The organism is Salinicola aestuarinus, from assembly GCF_003206645.1.
Lineage (GTDB): Bacteria > Pseudomonadota > Gammaproteobacteria > Pseudomonadales > Halomonadaceae > Salinicola > Salinicola aestuarinus.
This window is the reverse complement of record NZ_PZJP01000006.1, coordinates 156,136-173,774: the sequence shown is the minus strand read 5'-3', so window position 1 is coordinate 173,774 and position 17,639 is coordinate 156,136. Positions and strand designations below refer to the sequence as shown.

Genomic DNA, 17,639 nt, shown 5'->3' with positions numbered 1-17,639 from the left:
CGCTTTGCCCCAGGGTGTCAGGTCGCGCGACGACAAGGCCGGTCGACGACAGATGGGCGGCGAAGGAAAAAGAGAGGCCAAGCGCCGAGAGCAAAAGGAAAGGCCATGAAAATCGCAGTCGTGACACTGATCGCGGCACTGCTGCTGGCCGCCGGGCTGACCTCGCTCGGCAGCGCCGAGCCGTTCGACGAGCGCCTGGTGCGACTGGAGGCCGGTCAGGCGTTGCCGGCGATCGCCCCGGCGCTGGCCAACGAGTCAGCGGCGATCAACGCGCTGTTTCTCGACTACGCCGACGATGCCGCACTCTGGATGAGCGCGCGGCTGGCGATCCTCAACCACGGTGATACCGCCCGCCAGGTGCTGCTCGCCCATGGGCTCGAGCCCGACTTCCAGCAGGCGCTGCGTCGTTTCGGCGCCGATATCGTGCTGCCGGTGGCCTACTACCGCGACCACGACATCCTCACCGTTCGCGCCCAGCACTGGCTCGGCGAGCACTACCGCTCGGCAAGCGAGACCCTGAACGGCTGGTTAGGGGAGCAAGCCGCCGAGGGCGATGCGCCTGTCGATGGCAACAGCGACGAGGCGGCGTCGCGTCGGGCGGCGCACGCCCCGTCGGCAGCGCTCGACACCCTGACACCGCAACGGCGGGGTCAGATCGCCGTTGCGACCCTTGAGCGCGACGGCCACGACTTCCTGCGTGAATTCGTCGTCGGGCCCGACGGGCAAGTCACACGGCTGCAGAGCGAGCGGCTGGTCAGCGATATCGGTGAGTTCTTCACCGGCGGGGTGCGCGATCTGGAAAGCGAGTGGCGCCGCGGGGAACCCATCGGCGCGGCCGACGTCGGTTGGGCGGGCGTCGACCTGCTGGTGATGGGCAGCGCGGTCAAGGTGCTCCGGGCCGGACGGGCGGCACGCGTCGGCGCCGTAGCCGAAGGGCAGGGTACGCGTCTCGCCGCCGCCGACGCCATTGCCGGGAGCGGTCGCTTCGCAACGCTGACGAGAACCGCCCGGGTCGCGGCGGTGATGGGCACCGTTTACGTGGTGATCGAGCACCCGAGTCTGGTCAATGCGATGGGTGCCGGTCTTGCCGGGTGGCTCGGGTGGCCGGCCTGGCTGGGGCAGTTCCTGCTCTGGACGATCGTGCTGTTGCCGCTGCTGATCGTCGGTCGCTTCCTCTATGTCTGGGTGATCGCACCGCTGCTCTGGCTGCTGGTGCCGCTGCTGCGGGCGACCTCGAAAGTGCCGCGCTGGATGGTGAAGCGACAGCCAGTCGCCGGCGTTAATCGCCGCCCTCCATCGCCGCCAGCGCCGCCTGACACTGCGAGAGTGCCTGAGTAACGTATCGCCCCGCCATGCGCTCGGAAACGCCGAGGCGTTCACCGATTTCGCGCTGGGTCAGCCCCTCCAGGCGATGCCAGATCAGCGCCTGACGCAGTCGCGGTGGTAGGCGGGCGAGCAGGTCTTGGAGCTGATGCGCGCACTGGCGATCGCAGACCGTGGTCTCCGGGCAGGCGCGAGGGCAGCTCAGCGTCGCCTCTACCGAGTCGAGGGCGATCACCGTTGGCGCAGAGCGTCGATGCTGGTCGATCAATAGATTGCGCGCGATGCGAAAAAGGTAGGCGCGCGCGTCGTCGGGCAGCCCCGTATCGGGCGTTCTGGAGAGTCGCAGGTAGATTTCCTGGCAGAGGTCCGCCGCCTGCTCTTGGCAGCCGGTGCGCCGGGTCAGAAAGCCCAGCAGTTCGGGACGATGCCGGACGTAAAGCGATTCGATGAGAGAGCCATGCATGATCGTGCCCGTTGGGATGAACGAGCGACGATCATGGCATTAATACTAATGATTATCGTTATCATATAGGTCGGTGAAATGTTTCTCTTCGTATCCCCGAGGTGACCTCAATGCGAGGCGTTGAAAGCGGCGCGCGTCTCAGGGGCTTTCCTCGGGGCCTCTACTCAGGGACTCTACTCAGGGGCTATTCTCCGGTGCGTCCGGTGTCGTCGCGAAATTCGGCGATGGGATTGGTCAGGTCGCCGGCGAACTGCAGGTTCTTGGCCGGGTCGGCAAGATCGATCATCTGCCGGTTGTCGCGAAGTTGCAGGCGATTGAGACACGACAGGGGGAAGGTCGGCGTGAACAGATCAAAGCGCGCGAACTTGTCGGCAAGCCCGGGGTGGCGCGCCTGATAGTCGTGAATGCAGGCGGCGACCCGCTGCCAGAAGTCGCGGGCACTCATCAGGCCGGATTCATCGAGGATCGGCGCCAGAAAGCGGAAGAAGCAGTCGAACAGGTCGGTCAGGATCGACAGACTTTTTAGCGCCTCCGGTACCTCGACGGCGATGCGCCGGGCGGCTGCCGGCAGGTCCTGGCCGTTGTCGAAGACCCCCGTCTCTTCGCCGATATCCTTCAGAATCGCACCGACCGGCAAGTGGTCCTCCAGTTCCAGAATCAGGTTTTCACCGTGGGGCATGAAGACCAGGTCGTGAGCGAAGAAGCAGTGCAGCAGCGGCGTCATGTAGGCGGCGAGGTAGCGGTCGATCCAGGCGCTGGCGTCGATACCCGAGGCGACGATCAGCGCCGGCAGCAAGGGCCGGCCCTGGCTATCCCGGTGCAGAAGCGCCGCCATGGTCATCAGACGACGACCGGACGACAGTCCGGCATAGGGGCTCTCCCGCCACAGGCAGGCGAGCATCTTCTGGTAGGGACTCTGACGGTCGGTGGCGGTCTCGAAGTGCGCATGGTGATAGCCGAGCGTCGCGACTTCCCGCAGCACGCGGAACCCTCGAGCCTGTAGCTCCGGGTCATGCGTGACCACCTGCTCGACCCAGGCATTGATGGCCGGGGTGCCCCGCATGTAATAGGTCGACAACCCCCGCATGAAGCCCATGTTGAGAATCGACAGCGCGAACTTGACGTAGCGCCGCTCGGGGCGTGAGACATTGAACCAGGTGCGGATCGACTGCTGCGCGCGGTAGTCGTCGTCGCCCTCGCCGAGCAGGACTAGCCGGCGCTCGGCGACCTCGCCGGCAAAGGTGATTGCCAGCTTGTGTCGCCACTGCCACGGATGCACCGGCATCAAGAGGTAGTCGGCGGGGTCGAGGGCGCGGGCGCGCAGCGTCGCCTCGAAGCGCTCACGCGTCGCGGCATCCAGCTCATCGCGCATCAGCGTGTCGATATCGAGGCCGTCGATGGCGCTGTACTCCGTGCAGGACCGGCTGGCGGCAAGCCAAAGCGGGCGCACGGCATGACCGGTCTCCGGGGCGTAGCGGTGATAGTCCTCGACATCGAATCCTATCCGACCGCTGTTGGCGACGAAGCACGGGTGGCCCTCGCTCATCGCCATTTCCAGCGTCTGGAAATCCGCCAGCGCCAGGGCCTCGGCGGGGGGCAGGTCGCGGCCGAGCTTGTAGGCGGCGCCGGCGAGGGTGCTGGCGATCTCTTCGAGATAGGTCGGCAGATTCCCCGGATCGATTCCCAGGCGTTCGCGGCACTCGAGGAGAAAGGCGGCGACATCGAGGGCGCGCGGCTCGCCGCTCTCGCGCTTGACCAGCGTGGCGGGGTCGATGACCCAGTGATCCAGCGCCATGACCCGGGCGCGGAAGCGGTACTCGACCGGCGCATCGTCACCGGTAAGGCGATAGTCCCCCCACGCTCCGCCCTCGCCGGCACTCACCGCCTCGGGTCTCAGCAGCCGCTCGTGAGCGAATTCGGCGATCGCCTTGGCCAGCAGGTCGCGGTTGGCCCGCGCCCAACGGTCGGGCTCGAGGTGATGGGTGGCGGTATCGCCCAACGCCTGGTCCGCGGGAGGCTTCGCTTGCGGCTCGCGGTAGCAGAACGCCAGATGCGCGGTCTTCTCGGCGAGCTGAATCTCGCGGTCGTAGACGAAGCCGGCACGGCGATTGAGCGGGTGAATCTTGGTATTGGTAACGTCCGGCTCGACCACGATACGGCGAGTGGCCGCGTCGTCGAAGAGAAAGGCGACGATGGTGTCGAGCACGGCCTGACTGAAACCCGAGATCGGCTGGCGTTCCGCATCCAATGGCGCGACGAGAAAGTGCATGCCGCGGTCCCCGGCTTGCGGCGCGAAGTGATCGCCGACCGGGTCCTCGGCGGGATCGTAGAGCTCGACGAGAAATGCCGGGCGGTTGTCGTGAAGACCGATATAGGCCTGCGCGCTCGCGCTGGCCTGCAGGCGTCGATAGAACGCGGCGACCTGTTCCCGGGTGTCCTGGGTCATCCCCCAGAAGCGTGCACGATCGGCGCTGACCCAGGCGTAGATCGTGTCGATGTCGCGCGTCGTATCCAGCGGGCGCAGCGACAGCGTGCCAATGCCGGGCCAGGCACAATGAAAGTCGCGCCCGTCGCGATAGAGGCAACTGGCGTCGGCGGTAGCGGGTGTCGTCCGAGGTGTCTGTGGCAGAGTCATGCGGCGGTCTCCGGTGGTGTTCAGGCGGATTGGCGCTGGGAGGTGAATCGGGGCGTGAAGCGGTCGTTCCGCGGCGCGCCGAAGTCCTGAAAGGTGAAGCCGCGTTCGACCGGGTAGACCTCACGCCCGGCCAGCTCGCGGATAAGACAGGCGTTGCGATAGCACGCCATGCCGAGATCCGGCGCTACCAGCCCGTGGGTATGAAGCTCTGCGTTCTGCACGAAGAGGTCGGCGTTGGCATCGATGTTGTAGTAGCGGCCGACGGCGTAGCGCCCGGCGGCATCGCGCTGGATGCGGTGCTCGATCGGCGCGAGGAAGTCCGGACGACGGGGCGCATAGCCGGTGGCGAGAATCAGCCCCTCGGTCACGTGGTCGAACGCGGTCTCCTGTTCGGTGTGGACGAAGCCGAGTGAGAAGCGACGATGCGCCGGGTCGAAGCGGCAGCTATCCAGCGCGGCACAGGTCACCAGATGGGTATCGACCGCGCCGTCCAGCGAGCGGGTGTAGAGCCGGTCGTAGATGGCATTGATCAGATCGAGATCGATGCCCTTGTAGAGCCCTTTTTGCTCGTGCATCAGGCGGTTTCGCGTCGTCTCCGGTAGTGCATGGAAGTAGTTGATGTAGTCGGGCGAGGTCATCTCCAGCGTCAGCTTGCCGTACTCCAGCGGGAAGAAACGCGGCGAGCGCGTGACCCAGTCGAGGGCATAACCGTGCTGCGGCTGCGCTTCCAGCAGGTCGAGATAGATCTCCGCCGCGCTCTGGCCGCTGCCGACCAGGGTGATCGACGCTTTCGACTGCAGCGCGGCCTTGTGCTCGAGATAGTCCGCGGAGTGGACGAGCCGGTCTCGCACGCTCTCGCAGCAGGTGGGAATCACGGGCTCGGTACCGGTGCCCAGCACCAGCTTGCGACAGCGATAGCGCTGCGGCTCGCCGCTGCGGGTATGGCGAGCGGTCACCGTGTAGCAATCCGCCTCGCTGTCGTGCTCGACGCGCTCCACCGACTGCTCGAAGCGCAGGGTGTCGAGTTGCGTGGTGACCCATTGGCAGTAGCGGTTGTACTCGTTGCGCAGGAGAAAGAAGTTCTCGCGGATGTAGAAGTTGTAGAGCCGGCCCTCGGCTTTCAGGTAGTTGAGAAAGCTGAAGCGGCTGGTGGGGTCGGCCAGCGTGACCAGGTCGGCGAGGAATGGGGTCTGCAGACTGGCGTCCTCCAGCAGCAGCCCGGGGTGCCAGTCGAACGCTGGCTGGCGCTCGAGGAAAAGCCCGTCGAGCGACTCGATGGGGTCGGCCAGGCAGGCGAGCCCCAGATTGAACGGGCCGAGCCCGATGGCGATGAAGTCGTGAATTCTGTCCGACATGGCGGTTTTCTCCTGACGGCTGCGTGGGGCACAAAGGCCTCTCTCGATGACCGCTTTCTATGGGGGGCTCTCGTGAGGCTCTGTCGAAGGGCTCTCTCGAAGGGCTCTCTCTAAAGGCTCTCTCTAAAGGCTCTGTCGATGGAGGCTCTCGAGGGATGCCCGGCTCGCGACATGGGCGAAAAAGTGATGACTCACTGACCCGGTAAGGGACCTCTCATGGGCTTTCCGGAACCGACGGATGCGCTGGCGGCAAGGCCGTCAGCGACTCGGCGGCCAGCGCATCGCCATGCTCGGCGATGCGATCGAGCAGGCGGGCAAGGTCCTCGGCGCGGGTGAGCGGGTTGAGCAGGGTGAACTTGAGATAGAGCCGGCCGTCGACGCGGGTGGCGGCGACAACGGCCTCGCCGCGGCGCGACAGGATCTGGCGGATCTTGCGGTTCAAGGCTTCGATTCGCGCCTCCTCCTCGATACCGGCGGGGGCGTATCGAAAGAGCAGCGTCGAGAGCGCCGGCGGCATCAGCACGTCGAACGCTTCCCGCGCGGACAGCATGCGGTAGGTCTCCCGGGTCAGGCCGATCACCGTCTCCAGATAGTGTCCGAGCGCCTCGGCCCCCTGGATTCGCAGGGTCATCCAGAGCTTGAGCGCATCGAACCGACGTGTGGTCTGCAGGCTCTTGTTGACCAGATCCGGCGTCCCCGTCTCGGCCTGATCGCGGGGGTTGAGATAGTCGGCATAGTGGGTGACGTACTGCAGGTGGTCGCGCTCGCGCACCAGGCAGGCGCTGCAGCTCACCGGCTGGAAGAAGGTCTTGTGGAAATCGACGCCGACCGAGTCCGCCTGCTCGATGCCGGCAAGCCAGTGGCGATAACGTCGCGAGAGCAGCAGGCCGCCACCGTAGGCGGCGTCGACGTGCAGCCATAGCCCGCGCGATTGGCAGATCGAGGCCAGTGCCGAGAGCGGGTCGATGCTACCGAAGTCGGTGGTGCCGGCCGTCGCGACCAGTGCGAAGGGTTTGAGTCCGTCACGCTCGCACTCGGCGAGGATTGCCCCGAGGGCCTCGACGTCCATCCGGCGCTCGGCATCCGTCGGCACCGGAATCACCGCGTCGTAGCCCAGCCCCATCAGGGCAGCGGCTTTCTGCACGCTGAAGTGACTGACATCCGAGGCGAGAATACGCAGCTCGCGGAAGTTATCCGGCAGGCCGTGATGGCGGTTGCCGGGATGGTCCGCCACCGCGGCGCAGGCGTGATCGCGGGCGATCATCAGCGCCATCAGGTTGGATTGGGTGCCGCCGCTGGTGAAGACGCCGTCGGCGGCATCACCCAGGCCGATACGCGCGCCGACCCAGTCGATCAGCTTCTGTTCGATCAGCGTGGCGCCAGCGCTCTGGTCCCAGGTCTCCACGGCGGTATTGAGCGGCGTGGCGATCGCCTCGGCAAGCACCGACGGCAGGGTGATCGGGCAGTTGAGATGGGCGACGTAGTGCGGGTCGTGAAAGTGAACGGCATGGTCCAGATAGAGCCGCTGCAGTTCATCGAGCCCGGCGTCGAGCGTCTCCAGCGGGCTGTCGAGGTCGATGGCATCGATAAGCGGCTGCAGCTCGTCGGGCGCCACGCCGCTGGTGGGCCGGCGATGGTGGTCGAGCGTGCGACGTACCTGATCGACACAGCGCTGCATGCCCTGGTGATACGCCGAAAGGGTGGCCTCGCTGAAGAGTGCCCGTGACGGGTCCTGCGGCGGCGACCCGAGCGGTCGCAGCGGGATAGCGGGAGTGGCTTGGGTGTCGTATCGCATGACGACGGCTCCTGACTGACGGCCCGGAAGACTCGAGTTCGACGGCGCTCATAATGAGAATGAAAACCGTTTTCATCGACTGCCTATCGGAGACGAGTCACCCGCCCGGTTCTGAACCGACATAACATTTCGTTGCAAAGAAAATGGCCATCCTGTGACCGCCCGCGCGAACGACCATGTCGCTTAGGCGCGTGACAAGCAGGGAAACCCGGACGGCAGACCGACGAGCGCCCCGACGCGCGGGGCGGCGGGGCGCTCTCAATGCTGTGGCGTGGCGGCGCGGACCGGGGCGGCCCGCGCACGCGGATCAGAACTGGTAGGAGACGGTGGCCGTCACGCTGCGCTCGGCGCCGAAGTAGCAGTAGCTGAGCGAGTTGCAGGAGGCGACGTACTCCTCGTCGAGCAGGTTGCCGACGTTGAGCCGCGCGTCGACGCCCTCGAGTCCGAGCTTGCCTAGATCATAGCCGAGCGTGGCATCGACCAGGGTGTAGGGCGGTACCTTGTCGCTGTTGGCGCGGTCGGCCTGCACGTCGGCGTAGTAGCGCACGCCCGCGCCGGCATCCAGCCCGTCCAGCGGGCCCTGGTTGAAGGCGTAGTGACCCCAGAGGCTCGCCTGATGGCGCGGTGCGTAGATGGCGTAGTTGCCCTCTTCGCCGGGAACGTCGCTCTCCTCGTAGGTGATGTCGGTATAGGCGTAGCCGGCCTGGAGATAGAATTCGTCGCTCAGCCAGGTCTGCGCCTCGAACTCCACGCCCTGGGACTGGATCTCGCCCACCGAGCGGTAGTCGTCGGTCGGCTGCTCCTTGGTCGCCACGTTCTCCTGATTGATGCGGAACAGCGAGACGCTGTAGCGATCGCGAGTGCCCGGCGGCTGGTACTTGAGACCGGTCTCCCACTGCTCGCCTTCCATCGGCTCGAGCAGATTGCCGTCCGCACCGGTGAAGCTGGTCGGGGTGAAGGCGGTGTTGTAGCTCAGGTAGGGCGCGACGCCGTTGTCGAAGAGATAGAGCAGCCCGGCGCGACCGCTGAACTGGGTGTCGTCGAGGCTGCTGTCGGTGCCGTTGGTGAGATGGTTGTCGTTGTCGATATCGACCCAGTCGTAGCGACCGCCGAGAGTCACCCGCCAGCGGTCAAAGGTCATCTGATCCTGCAGATAGATGCCGGTCTGGTCGAGGTGGTGGGTTTCGTCGGCGTAGACGCTTGCCGGCCCGGTCAGGTCGCCGTCATAGCTCGGCGAGAACGGGTTGATCGGCGAGAAGCCAGCCGTTGCGTACTTCACGTCGTTCTCGCGCTGCTGGTAGTCGATGCCCACCAGCACGGTATGGTCGATGAAACCGCTCTGCATCTCGGCCTCGACCTGGTTGTCCAGCGTCCATGCCTGCATCGATTCATCGGCCCGGTAGTAGGCCCGGTTCAGCTGGTTGGTCTCGCCGAGCCAGCCGATCTGCGCGACCTGATCCATGGCCACGTCGGCGTTGAGGTAGCGGAGCTTCTGGCGGGCCGTGACGCGGTCGCTGAAGCGGTGTTCGAGGTCGTAGCCGAACATGCGCTGGTAGCGCTCGAACTTGTCGTAGTCGTCCTGGCCGTCGAAGAAGTCATTGTCGATGTGCTGGCCGTTGCGCGCATTGACCGCGCCCTCGAACGGTACGCCGGAGTGGTAGCCGCCCTCCGGGTCATGTTGCAGGTAGGCCATGACGGTCAGCGTGGTGTTGTCGGTGGCGTCCCAGGTGATCGAGGGCATGATCGCGTAGCGCTCGTCCTCGACCGGATCGAACTGGGTGTCGGCCTTGCTGCCGATGCCGACCAGCCGATAGGCGACGCGGCGCTCATCGCCCAGCGGCCCGGAAAAGTCGAACGCCGCGCTTTGCTGGTTGTTGTTGCCGGCGCTGAACTGGATCTCGTTGCGACTCTCGAACAGCGGCTTCTTGCTGGTCAGCGCCACCAGCCCGCCGGGGGAGGAGCGACCGTAGAGCACCGAGGCCGGCCCCTTGACGATCTCGACGTCGTCCAGGAACCACGGATCGATGACCATCGAGCTGTAACCGTTGGCGTCGCCCATCACCTTCAAACCGTCGAGGTAGACGTTGCTCAGGCTGCCATCGGAAAAGCCGCGCATCACCAGATAGTCATAGCGGTGGGTGGCGCCGATCTGGTTGGTGTAGACCCCGGGCGTGTACTGCACCGCTTCGCCCACGCTGCGCACGTGGCGAATGTCCATCTGCTCGCGGTCGACGTTGGAGACGGTCTGCGGCGTCTCCAGAAAGGGGGTTTCGGTCTTGGTCGCGGCAGACTGTGCGGTGACCGTCACCGTCTCGAGGGTGTCGGCGCTTGGCGTCTCGCTACTCGACTGCGCAAGCGCGGTCAGGGGAATCAGCGATACGCCAAGCAGGCAGGCGGCGTGGGGAAGCGGGCGACTCGAAACGCGCATGAAAACTCCTGATGAGATTCAATATTAGATGTTATCGAGAATTATTCCCGATAAGCGCGATCATCTGCCTATGCGCGGTGACAAGATCCCTATGCGCAATGGCAAAGGGCGCGATTCGAGGTCTTGCTAGGGAACACGAGCGGTGTTGACGATGTCACGCGGTGCCAGCCCGTGGTGGCGGCGAAAGGCGGTGGCGAAGTTGGACGGATGCCGGTAGCCGACGCAGTACGCCACCTCCTGAACTTCGCCACCCTCTTTCAGCAGGCGGTGCGCCAGCTCCAGCCGGCACTGGCGGAGGTGGTCGAAAAGCGAGAGCCCGTAGCGCTGGCGGTATTTGCTGCGCAGCGAGCTCGAACTCATGCAGGCGAGCCGGGCCAGCGAGGCGAGGGTGTAGTCCTCGCCAGGGCGGCTCTGAATCAGGCGGTGGACCCGCGCCAGCCGGTCGCCGTGGCGGGCGCTGGACGGAGGCAGGGCGCCCCCCGGCGAGACAGCGGCCGCCGCGGCCAGCAGCTGCAGCGCCAGGCCCTCGGCCAATAGCGCCGCGCCGGGCTGGGGGGCGTGGTCGAGCCAGTGGGCGAGTGAGGCTTGCAGACCGGCGCCGGCCACCAGCGGCCAGCCGCCGCCACTGGCGTTGAGTCGCGGTCGCAGGGGCTCGAGCCGGGTATCCGCTGCCAGCGCCGAGACCGGGATCGTCAGATTTATGGCCCGCACCCGGGGCTGGGCCGCGTGGCGCGCGGTCAGTCGCCCCGCGCCGGGGTAGGCGAGCAGCAGTCCCGCGCCGGTTTGCAGGTGGTGGGTGTGCTCACCGAGGGTGATCGTCGCTTCGCCCTCCAGCATCAGAATGACCGAAAGATGCGCGGGGGCGTCAGGCAGCGCGTGGGTCTCGTAGGTGCGATGGATGCAAAGATCCGACCCCACCCACTGCCAACCGGTCGCCAGTCGCTGCTCCTCGACACGCCCTTCGGCGATCGCATCGGCCGCTGAAGAGGGCGGCAACGGTGCGGCGAAGCGGTGCTCGACGCGATAGCGACGTTCGAAGTGATCAAAGTCATCCACCGTCAGCGCGCGAGAGGCCGGCGGCACATCGGGTTGTTTCACTGCGGTCCTGGCAGAAGACATGGCAACGATCCAGTCAGAAGGACGATGCGCGAATGATAATCGCTATCACTGAAGAAGCCCAAGCACTACTGGGTCGAGTCAGCGTTCGAGGCCAGCGAGGCAGAGGGGAAGGCGCCAGAATGACCCCGCCACGCGGGGTGCCGCGGGGGCTTACGCTGGTCGCGGCGCGGCAATCAGTGTCACCAGGTGGTCGTCGAGTGCGGCGATGTGTCCCGCCAGGCGTCGACCCGCCGGCCAGTGAGAAGAGAGCGTCGTCAGCAGCTCGATCGCCGCGCTGCCATGGTCGGGATCCCAGGCGACGAGACAGGCATCGTGAAAATAGAAACGTCGCTGCACCAGCGGGAAGAGCGCCTTGAACAGACTCTCCTTGAGCGAGAAAGCGGTCGTCACGAACTCGCTGGCGGCACCACTGTCGAGCGTGGCGAGCCACTCCCGCTCGGACTCGACCAGAATCTGTGGCGCCAGCCGATGCGCGCGCGCAGCAGGGATTCGCGCCTCGGCGTCGATCCCCAGACCGGCAACGCTTGTCTGACTGGCCACTGCGGCCGCCGCCAGCCCGCGGCTGTGGGTGATCGAGCCGACCGTGCCGGCCGGCCACGCCGGTGGCCCGGCCGCCGTCTGCCCCAGCGCGACCGCCTCGTGCGTGAGATCGTGGAGTGCTTGCCGCGCACAGAGCCGCCCGGCGACGTACTCTGCCCGGCGCTTGTCCGCCGAAGAGAGCAGACGCTCGGAGAGATCGATCCGATAGACCGACGGGTCGGTCTCGGCCAGCAGCGCAGTATCGAAGCGCATCGCCGCGAAGTGAGCGCTTGCCAACGCCTGTCGCCAGGGCCATTCGCAATCCAGCGGCTGGCATCCCGGCGGCAGGGGGAGAGAGGGCGGGGAAGAAACGGTCATGCCGTGAGGGTCACCGATCGACGAGCACGGCATCCAGTGTCACCGGTACGTCATTGTCGATCTGCTGGTAACCCATCAGGGAGAGCACCGAGCGCACGGTCTGATTCTTCATCAGCTCGCGCCCATCGATGGAGACAGGCTCTGCATTGCGCACGCGGACCACGTCCTCGGCCTCGCGGGTGAAGCGCACCGGTAGCTGTTCTTCGCGCTGCTCGCCGTTGGCATCGGTGCGCAGGTTGAGCACCGCCACCGTCGACTGGCCCACGTTGAGCGAATTGATGCGCTCCGGCGGCAGTTGGGTAACCACCGTGACCAGCGTGGTGTTGGTCAGAGACGTCATCCACGGCGGCAGATCGCCCAGCCGGTCAATGATATCCGTCTGGTTGAGCCGCACCGGCAGGCGCAACGTGCCGTCCGAGCTGATCTGGCCTTCCATTCGCCGCAGCGAATGCTCGTGGGGAATGGCATCGCCAGCGCTGGTGATCTCCGTGACCGTCGCGGTGACGCTCGACTGGTTCGGGTCCATCTGCCACGCCGCCTGAGACAGCGCGCTGAACGCGATTAAACCGGTGGCGAGAGACAGGCTCGTCAGCCGGCGAATGAGAATGCTCGATGACATGGGTGTCCTCCCTGGACGACTGGGCTTGCATGGCGACTGAGCTTATACGGTAACTGAGCTTGGGACGGCTGGCCTGTGCCGAACGCTTTGGTTATCATACGGCTCCCGCGTTTCCGGGCCTATAGCTCAGTTGGTTAGAGCAGGGGACTCATAATCCCTTGGTCGTAGGTTCAAGTCCTACTGGGCCCACCAATAAAATCAGCATCTTACTGAATTCCAAACTAACGCTGATTCTGGCGGGTGGCTGTACAGGGGGCTGTTAGGCATTCCCTTAGTGCTTTTGCTCCATTCGCCTTACTGACTTGTAGCGTCGCGCTGGATTTGGCACTGTGTTGCACATCCTTTGGCACTACCCCACGACTCCATTCGCCCTTACCTTTGCGCTTACTTTGGCACCAGCCCCTCAGCCAAGGCCGCCTCTGTCCACTGCGATTGTAGATCGATACCAGAATAGGCCTGATCGGTGACCTCTCTGGCTACGCCTTGATAACCCGGGAAGAGCGTCGACCCTTTTACACCGAATTCAGCGCAGAGCTTCAAAAGGTATGGTGCTTGAGACCGTGGTAACAAAGCCTTGATTAGGATGGGCTTAGGTTGACTAGCTCTGGCCACCACGTCCTCCAGTCGATCGACAGTCGTCGAATCATTACCCCCGCCAAATGTCGCGCTCAACGTGGAAACTGTGAAGACCCCGTCTTGCGCGGCCAGGTTTTGGCTGGTGGCGCCAGGCATTTGCAGGTACCGCAGGCTCTTCCAATTAGCGCTGTCGCTGACGTTCAACGCCCATACTGCTAAGTGCTCATCCCCGGGATCGGTTAAAGCCGTTGACGCAGCAAAGTAGGCAGCGACATAAGATCTACGAGTCCAATCGAGAAGACAGGTTGGTACCCCATGGTGCTGCGCAGTAGCTAGCATCGGCCACAGAGCCTTTGGGGGCCACGAATCCTTGTGGCTCCCGTCGAGCTTCTTGACGCTCTCCATTCCAAGCTGTTCGCGCGCGTCGGGACTATCCCCCGGCACCGCTATTCCGGATGCATCGCAACCTCTTAGAAACAGCCGAATTAGCTCGATTTCGTAGTCGACTTGCCGAGCTTGAGGGTCGTATACGCCTAACATCTTCCCAGCTGCGATGGGACCATGAGTCCTCAATGCAGTCGGGGCCAGAACGTAGGAGGCACGTCCGTGCCCACGAAAAATGTAGGGTACGCTCCAATACTTGTCTTTTAGCGGTGATAAAAACCGCATGAACTGTGCAGCGGTATCGAAAGTTCTTTCATTAACAATCATGCTTCCCCCCCCCCCCTAGAACAATCCCGCCGGTTCGGCTTCGACGTCCCAGCTGAATATGAGCACCTCGCGGGCGTCTTGCCCCTTACCACCGCCCACTGTGTACCGGATATCCGTCGTCTCGATATGGTAGCCAGCGAAGACCTGCCGGATGTCGGGGTGGTCGTTGAGCGAGATGATTGCCTTGCCCTTGAGCTTACCGATCACCTCGGAAATCTGCTCGTATTCCTCGATCCTGAGCGGGACGCCGTAGCCCTCAGCCTGCCAGTACGGTGGGTCGAGGTAGAAATGCGTTTGAGCGCGGTCATAGCGCTGCAAGCATTCTTGCCTTTGGTGCATGTCAACCCCTCATGATAGAACGGTGCTACTTGAAAGAGCTCGATAGTCCCGGTGGCATTGACCAGTCGAAGCCACTGCTTCCATAAATCAAATAGGCTCACCCCAAGTTGCGGCTACGCCATAGTTGTAGACGATTGCGGGAAGGTGAAATTTGGCACGATTACAGTAGCTGGAAGTGATACGGCACCGATAAAAACCACAAGAGTCAAAGGCTTAGACGTTGGGGGCGCAACCCATTACTTTGATAAATACTTGGAAACAGTTCGGAGCTTGAAAGAAGCCATTGATGCTAGCGCCATGTCAGATGAGGCTAAGCGAACCGCAAATTCACAGGTCGAGGATCTGGAGTCTGCCCCCGATAAAGATTCCTTCTTCCAAAGACATCGAGCGCTAATGTCAACGTGGAGCGATTACGCTTAGCTTGCTAGCACCACTTTGATGTACGCATCGCTCCTCGCCGGTGCATCTCCATTCTAACCGTTTGATGTTGTAGCGTGCCGCCGCCCGATCGATGATCGAGCGGGCGAGCGCTTCGTCCAGGTGCCACGGCCCACTGCCTTCGAGCGATCCGCGCGGCGTGCTGAACGTGCCGGCGGTAATCAGTTGGGTCAGATCATCGCTGGCGGAGACGCGCAGCGAGCAGACCGCCACCGGGTTGGCGGTCGGTGCCGAGCAAACGGCGATGCGGTGGCGTGGTGCGGGTGTCGTATCTATGGCCGCAGAATGGCGGCCATGGCGGGGGGAACCAATTTAAGGCGTTTTGGGAATTACGGTTCCCTTTCTGGCAGCGGATCAAGACTATGCTCTCCTTGATTACTGGAATGTTCAGCTTGTTGGAGCTCAACGTAGGCGGCTATATCAAAAATGTGGACCGATTCCACATCATTAAAATTGAAAGCTTTTTCAAAGTCCTCCGGATCTAGGTGATTCAACCCATTTTCAGTCTCGATCTTGTCGTAAATTTTCCGATAGAAAGTTCTAAATTCGACCTCGAACTCCGGCATACTGCGAAACCCGCTGATGTAGGGCAGTATTCTAAGCATGTCCCGGCTATCGGTAGGGTCCACGGCACCTACGAGCGATCCCACATACACCTTCCCGCTTTTGAGGTTGAAGCATAGAGGTTTCCCGCTTTCAAAGGCGCGAAGCAGTACGATTTCAAAATCAGCATTCATTCGCGCTAGAGCTCTTCGAAGAGGTGCTCTGCTAGAATGTTGCTTATAGATTTCGGCTACATAGTAGCAAGGGCAGGTTCTGTTTTGTTTGATGCCGTTCCCGAAGATTAAGACAAAATCCTTCGATTTCATCGACATCAGCGCTTGGAAGAAATTTAGGACATAGCTACCTGCAACCCCTAGCACGAACGTAATCCCTAGAGTCAGCATCCAGTACGCAGCCGTATCGCTATCCGTCTCCTCTTCCAAAGGTAAATGAAGATCGATCCAGTCACGGGCGCTTTGTCGAATCCACTCCAAATGTGAGCTTAGTAGTTCTACAACTAAAACTGAGCCTGCTAGTAGTACGATCCCAGCCAGTGCCGCATAGAAATAGACGCCTTGGGAGCTCTGCCTCCGCACCAGGTAACGAGACTCGTGCCACTTAGTGACAAAAAAATATCCCGCCAGTAGCGGGATAAATGCAAGAAGGGGTTTGAGCACGACTAGCTGGACTTAACGGCGGCGCATGACGACCTGCTGTTCAAGAACAGCAGAAGCATTCATCTGTTCGTGAAAAGTACGCGAGCGCACCACCTCAGATGATCGGGCCGTCATTATGCCATCGCCAACGATGTAGTAGGGTGCGACATCATCGGCGGCTGCACGCGCTTCATCGTAGCTATTCCAAAAGCGCTTTTTGATACTGTCAAACATGGCTGGCCTCCTGCGCTGGGTGCGGATGGTCTATTCGCGACCTGTGCTCAAGACTATTAGTGACAGGGATTCGCGGTGCCCTATGGCTCAAATATAAGCGTTTTGGCTTTCTAACGCACGCCTAACGGGCCTTAAAGCAAAAAAAGGATCATCATAGCGCCCAGCCGCCGCGAACGCCTCACAGCGCCTCACAGGCGATCGATCACAATCCGCCTTCGAGGTAGAGCGAGAGGGTATCCAGCACCTCGTCGCGGTCGTCGCTGGAGACGCCCAGGAACTCACGACCGGGGATGTCGCCCCAGAGATGCGGGAACTCGGCTTGCTCGCCGCCGTAGTGCTGCATGGCGGCGTAGATCATGGAGCTGCCCCATTCCAGGGCGTCGTCGCTCGCCTCGTAGTGGATCTGCCGGGCGAGCTGGTGAGTCTCGCCCTCGAGGATGCGGTCGTGGCCTTTGCGCTCGACTGTGGTCTCGGAGAGTGGCGTCCAGGGCGTGCCGTCCGGTGCCTCCTTCTCCTGGAACCGCTCATGGGTGCTGGCAACCACCGCCTCGCCGATCGCCTTGAACGCGGGCGGCAGGCGAATCGCGCGCTGCTGCACGGTGTTGAGCGCCAGCAGTACCTGGTCGTCGTCGATGGTGATGGACATGCTGGCTCCTGGTCTTTATCGATAGGCACGGGCGGTACACACTGAGAGCGCCTGTCCTCGGTATGGCTACCGACCCCTTTGCCGCCTGGCATTGATGAGGGCTAGCGTGGGTGCCTCCCACGCGGCAGGCTTTACCTTCTCGAAGTCCCTCTCTCTATCCCGCACTTCTATCGACGCTCTGCCGTTATCGCAGGCGCCCGCGCCGGCTGCAGGCATTGCTAAAGGAATGCCGTTCGGTGAGAACCAAGCGGACCTTCCTGTTGCTGGCTCGCCGGGCATGCCAGGTACGGTCGTCTGGAACCACGTCGACTTGATCTCGGCAAAGGCAAGCGGCAGCTCTGCCAGGGCGGCAAGCTGGACAGGGAGTATCACGTGGCGGTGCCGGAGGCGTTCGTGCATGCCGATTGATGCTCGCTACCACGAACAGGTCAGTCTGCTGGTTTCGCTGCTGCCGTTTCTCAACGCCGAGCCGGGCTTCGCCCTTCAGGGCGGCACGGCTATCTCTCCGTTAACCGCGAAGCGATGGCATCAGCACGCGGTCAGGATCGCCGTCAGCTTTAACTAACTAGCCTTCGATCCGGCCGCCCGTCGATTTACGGGGAGGGAATATGGCCTCGGTTACCTGTCGGCACCAACCGTGAAGCTCGGCACGACCTATTACCATTGGGTTCTTTTCAGCGATAGGACGTGAGTCGCGACCATACGTTTCTAGCCGGCCTTCGGCAGCTCGGTTCGGGGTGAGGGGGCTGAAGACCCCTTCACAAACGCGTTTGAAGATTGTATAAAATCTACAATCCAACGAATCATCGTTCTATAGTCTGACCCTTGCCAGGCGAGTGGTCGGTTCGCCCACACGAAGGAA

General features: G+C 63.0%; 16 protein-coding genes and 1 tRNA gene. 4 read left to right on the top strand and 13 right to left on the bottom strand.

The window, feature by feature from the left end; all coding sequences use genetic code 11:
* The first annotated feature begins 105 nt into the window (after positions 1-105).
* Positions 106-1,338, top strand: coding sequence for a hypothetical protein (locus tag DOM41_RS10515; protein WP_188112392.1), 1,233 nt, complete (start codon positions 106-108; stop codon positions 1,336-1,338).
* On the opposite strand, the gene DOM41_RS10510 is transcribed toward DOM41_RS10515, so the two are convergent.
* From DOM41_RS10510 to DOM41_RS10475, 8 genes are all read right to left on the bottom strand, one after another.
* Positions 1,280-1,786, bottom strand: a complete 507-nt coding sequence (locus DOM41_RS10510) for an RNA polymerase sigma factor (protein WP_110686817.1) — start codon at positions 1,784-1,786, stop codon at positions 1,280-1,282. The two genes, DOM41_RS10515 and DOM41_RS10510, sit on opposite strands and share 59 nt — an antisense overlap.
* Before the next feature lie 184 nt (positions 1,787-1,970).
* Complete coding sequence (locus DOM41_RS10505; RefSeq protein ID WP_110686816.1) at positions 1,971-4,421, bottom strand: GNAT family N-acetyltransferase; 2,451 nt, start codon at positions 4,419-4,421, stop codon at positions 1,971-1,973.
* Positions 4,422-4,441: 20 nt separating this feature from the next.
* Positions 4,442-5,776 (bottom strand): lysine N(6)-hydroxylase/L-ornithine N(5)-oxygenase family protein, encoded by a 1,335-nt coding sequence (locus DOM41_RS10500; RefSeq protein ID WP_110686815.1) that lies wholly within the window; start codon positions 5,774-5,776, stop codon positions 4,442-4,444.
* 214 nt (positions 5,777-5,990) lie between these two features.
* Positions 5,991-7,571 carry a pyridoxal phosphate-dependent decarboxylase family protein gene (locus DOM41_RS10495; protein WP_110686814.1) on the bottom strand — a complete coding sequence of 527 codons (1,581 nt, stop codon included), beginning with the start codon at positions 7,569-7,571 and terminating at the stop codon, positions 5,991-5,993.
* Between the two features lie 307 nt (positions 7,572-7,878).
* Entirely contained in the window at positions 7,879-9,999 is a 2,121-nt protein-coding gene (locus DOM41_RS10490; protein ID WP_110686813.1) for a TonB-dependent siderophore receptor, read from the bottom strand.
* 126 nt (positions 10,000-10,125) lie between these two features.
* The gene (locus tag DOM41_RS10485; protein WP_245391809.1) at positions 10,126-11,097 is read right to left on the bottom strand and encodes a helix-turn-helix transcriptional regulator; all 972 of its coding nucleotides are present in this window, start codon (positions 11,095-11,097) and stop codon (positions 10,126-10,128) included.
* 171 nt (positions 11,098-11,268) lie between these two features.
* The gene (locus DOM41_RS10480; RefSeq protein WP_188112391.1) at positions 11,269-12,015 is read right to left on the bottom strand and encodes a 4'-phosphopantetheinyl transferase family protein; all 747 of its coding nucleotides are present in this window, start codon (positions 12,013-12,015) and stop codon (positions 11,269-11,271) included.
* Positions 12,016-12,025: 10 nt separating this feature from the next.
* Entirely contained in the window at positions 12,026-12,634 is a 609-nt protein-coding gene (locus DOM41_RS10475) for a hypothetical protein (protein WP_245391808.1), read from the bottom strand.
* 115 nt (positions 12,635-12,749) lie between these two features.
* Here DOM41_RS10475 and DOM41_RS10470 point away from each other — a divergent pair.
* A tRNA-Ile gene (locus tag DOM41_RS10470) sits at positions 12,750-12,826 on the top strand.
* 192 nt (positions 12,827-13,018) lie between these two features.
* On the opposite strand, the gene DOM41_RS10465 is transcribed toward DOM41_RS10470, so the two are convergent.
* The 5 genes from DOM41_RS10465 to DOM41_RS10445 form a co-directional block, all read right to left on the bottom strand.
* Positions 13,019-13,921 carry an FRG domain-containing protein gene (locus tag DOM41_RS10465; RefSeq protein ID WP_110686810.1) on the bottom strand — a complete coding sequence of 301 codons (903 nt, stop codon included), beginning with the start codon at positions 13,919-13,921 and terminating at the stop codon, positions 13,019-13,021.
* Between the two features lie 15 nt (positions 13,922-13,936).
* Complete coding sequence (locus tag DOM41_RS10460; RefSeq protein ID WP_223160975.1) at positions 13,937-14,239, bottom strand: DNA adenine methylase; 303 nt, start codon at positions 14,237-14,239, stop codon at positions 13,937-13,939.
* Positions 14,240-15,027: 788 nt separating this feature from the next.
* The gene (locus DOM41_RS10455) at positions 15,028-15,918 is read right to left on the bottom strand and encodes a hypothetical protein (protein ID WP_157956909.1); all 891 of its coding nucleotides are present in this window, start codon (positions 15,916-15,918) and stop codon (positions 15,028-15,030) included.
* A 12-nt stretch (positions 15,919-15,930) separates the two neighbouring features.
* The gene (locus DOM41_RS10450) at positions 15,931-16,131 is read right to left on the bottom strand and encodes a hypothetical protein (RefSeq protein WP_110686808.1); all 201 of its coding nucleotides are present in this window, start codon (positions 16,129-16,131) and stop codon (positions 15,931-15,933) included.
* 202 nt (positions 16,132-16,333) lie between these two features.
* Positions 16,334-16,777, bottom strand: a complete 444-nt coding sequence (locus DOM41_RS10445; protein WP_110686807.1) for a phage virion morphogenesis protein — start codon at positions 16,775-16,777, stop codon at positions 16,334-16,336.
* A 110-nt stretch (positions 16,778-16,887) separates the two neighbouring features.
* Here DOM41_RS10445 and DOM41_RS17795 point away from each other — a divergent pair, with 110 nt between their 5' ends.
* Both DOM41_RS17795 and DOM41_RS17790 read left to right on the top strand, forming a co-directional pair.
* Positions 16,888-17,091, top strand: coding sequence for a type IV toxin-antitoxin system AbiEi family antitoxin domain-containing protein (locus DOM41_RS17795; RefSeq protein ID WP_245391807.1), 204 nt, complete (start codon positions 16,888-16,890; stop codon positions 17,089-17,091).
* 83 nt (positions 17,092-17,174) lie between these two features.
* A complete protein-coding gene (locus DOM41_RS17790) occupies positions 17,175-17,342 on the top strand; it encodes a hypothetical protein (RefSeq protein ID WP_245391806.1) in 168 nt (55 codons plus the stop codon).
* Positions 17,343-17,639 lie beyond the last annotated feature (297 nt).

Coding starts and splice junctions, on each gene's coding strand:
- DOM41_RS10515 (WP_188112392.1), top strand. CDS start 106: ATGAAAATCGCAGTCGTGACACTGATCGCGGCACTGCTGCTGGCCGCC.
- DOM41_RS10510 (WP_110686817.1), bottom strand. CDS start 1,786: ATGCATGGCTCTCTCATCGAATCGCTTTACGTCCGGCATCGTCCCGAA.
- DOM41_RS10505 (WP_110686816.1), bottom strand. CDS start 4,421: ATGACTCTGCCACAGACACCTCGGACGACACCCGCTACCGCCGACGCC.
- DOM41_RS10500 (WP_110686815.1), bottom strand. CDS start 5,776: ATGTCGGACAGAATTCACGACTTCATCGCCATCGGGCTCGGCCCGTTC.
- DOM41_RS10495 (WP_110686814.1), bottom strand. CDS start 7,571: ATGCGATACGACACCCAAGCCACTCCCGCTATCCCGCTGCGACCGCTC.
- DOM41_RS10490 (WP_110686813.1), bottom strand. CDS start 9,999: ATGCGCGTTTCGAGTCGCCCGCTTCCCCACGCCGCCTGCCTGCTTGGC.
- DOM41_RS10480 (WP_188112391.1), bottom strand. CDS start 12,015: ATGACCGTTTCTTCCCCGCCCTCTCTCCCCCTGCCGCCGGGATGCCAG.
- DOM41_RS10475 (WP_245391808.1), bottom strand. CDS start 12,634: ATGTCATCGAGCATTCTCATTCGCCGGCTGACGAGCCTGTCTCTCGCC.
- DOM41_RS10465 (WP_110686810.1), bottom strand. CDS start 13,921: ATGATTGTTAATGAAAGAACTTTCGATACCGCTGCACAGTTCATGCGG.
- DOM41_RS10450 (WP_110686808.1), bottom strand. CDS start 16,131: ATGTTTGACAGTATCAAAAAGCGCTTTTGGAATAGCTACGATGAAGCG.
- DOM41_RS10445 (WP_110686807.1), bottom strand. CDS start 16,777: ATGTCCATCACCATCGACGACGACCAGGTACTGCTGGCGCTCAACACC.
- DOM41_RS17790 (WP_245391806.1), top strand. CDS start 17,175: ATGCCGATTGATGCTCGCTACCACGAACAGGTCAGTCTGCTGGTTTCG.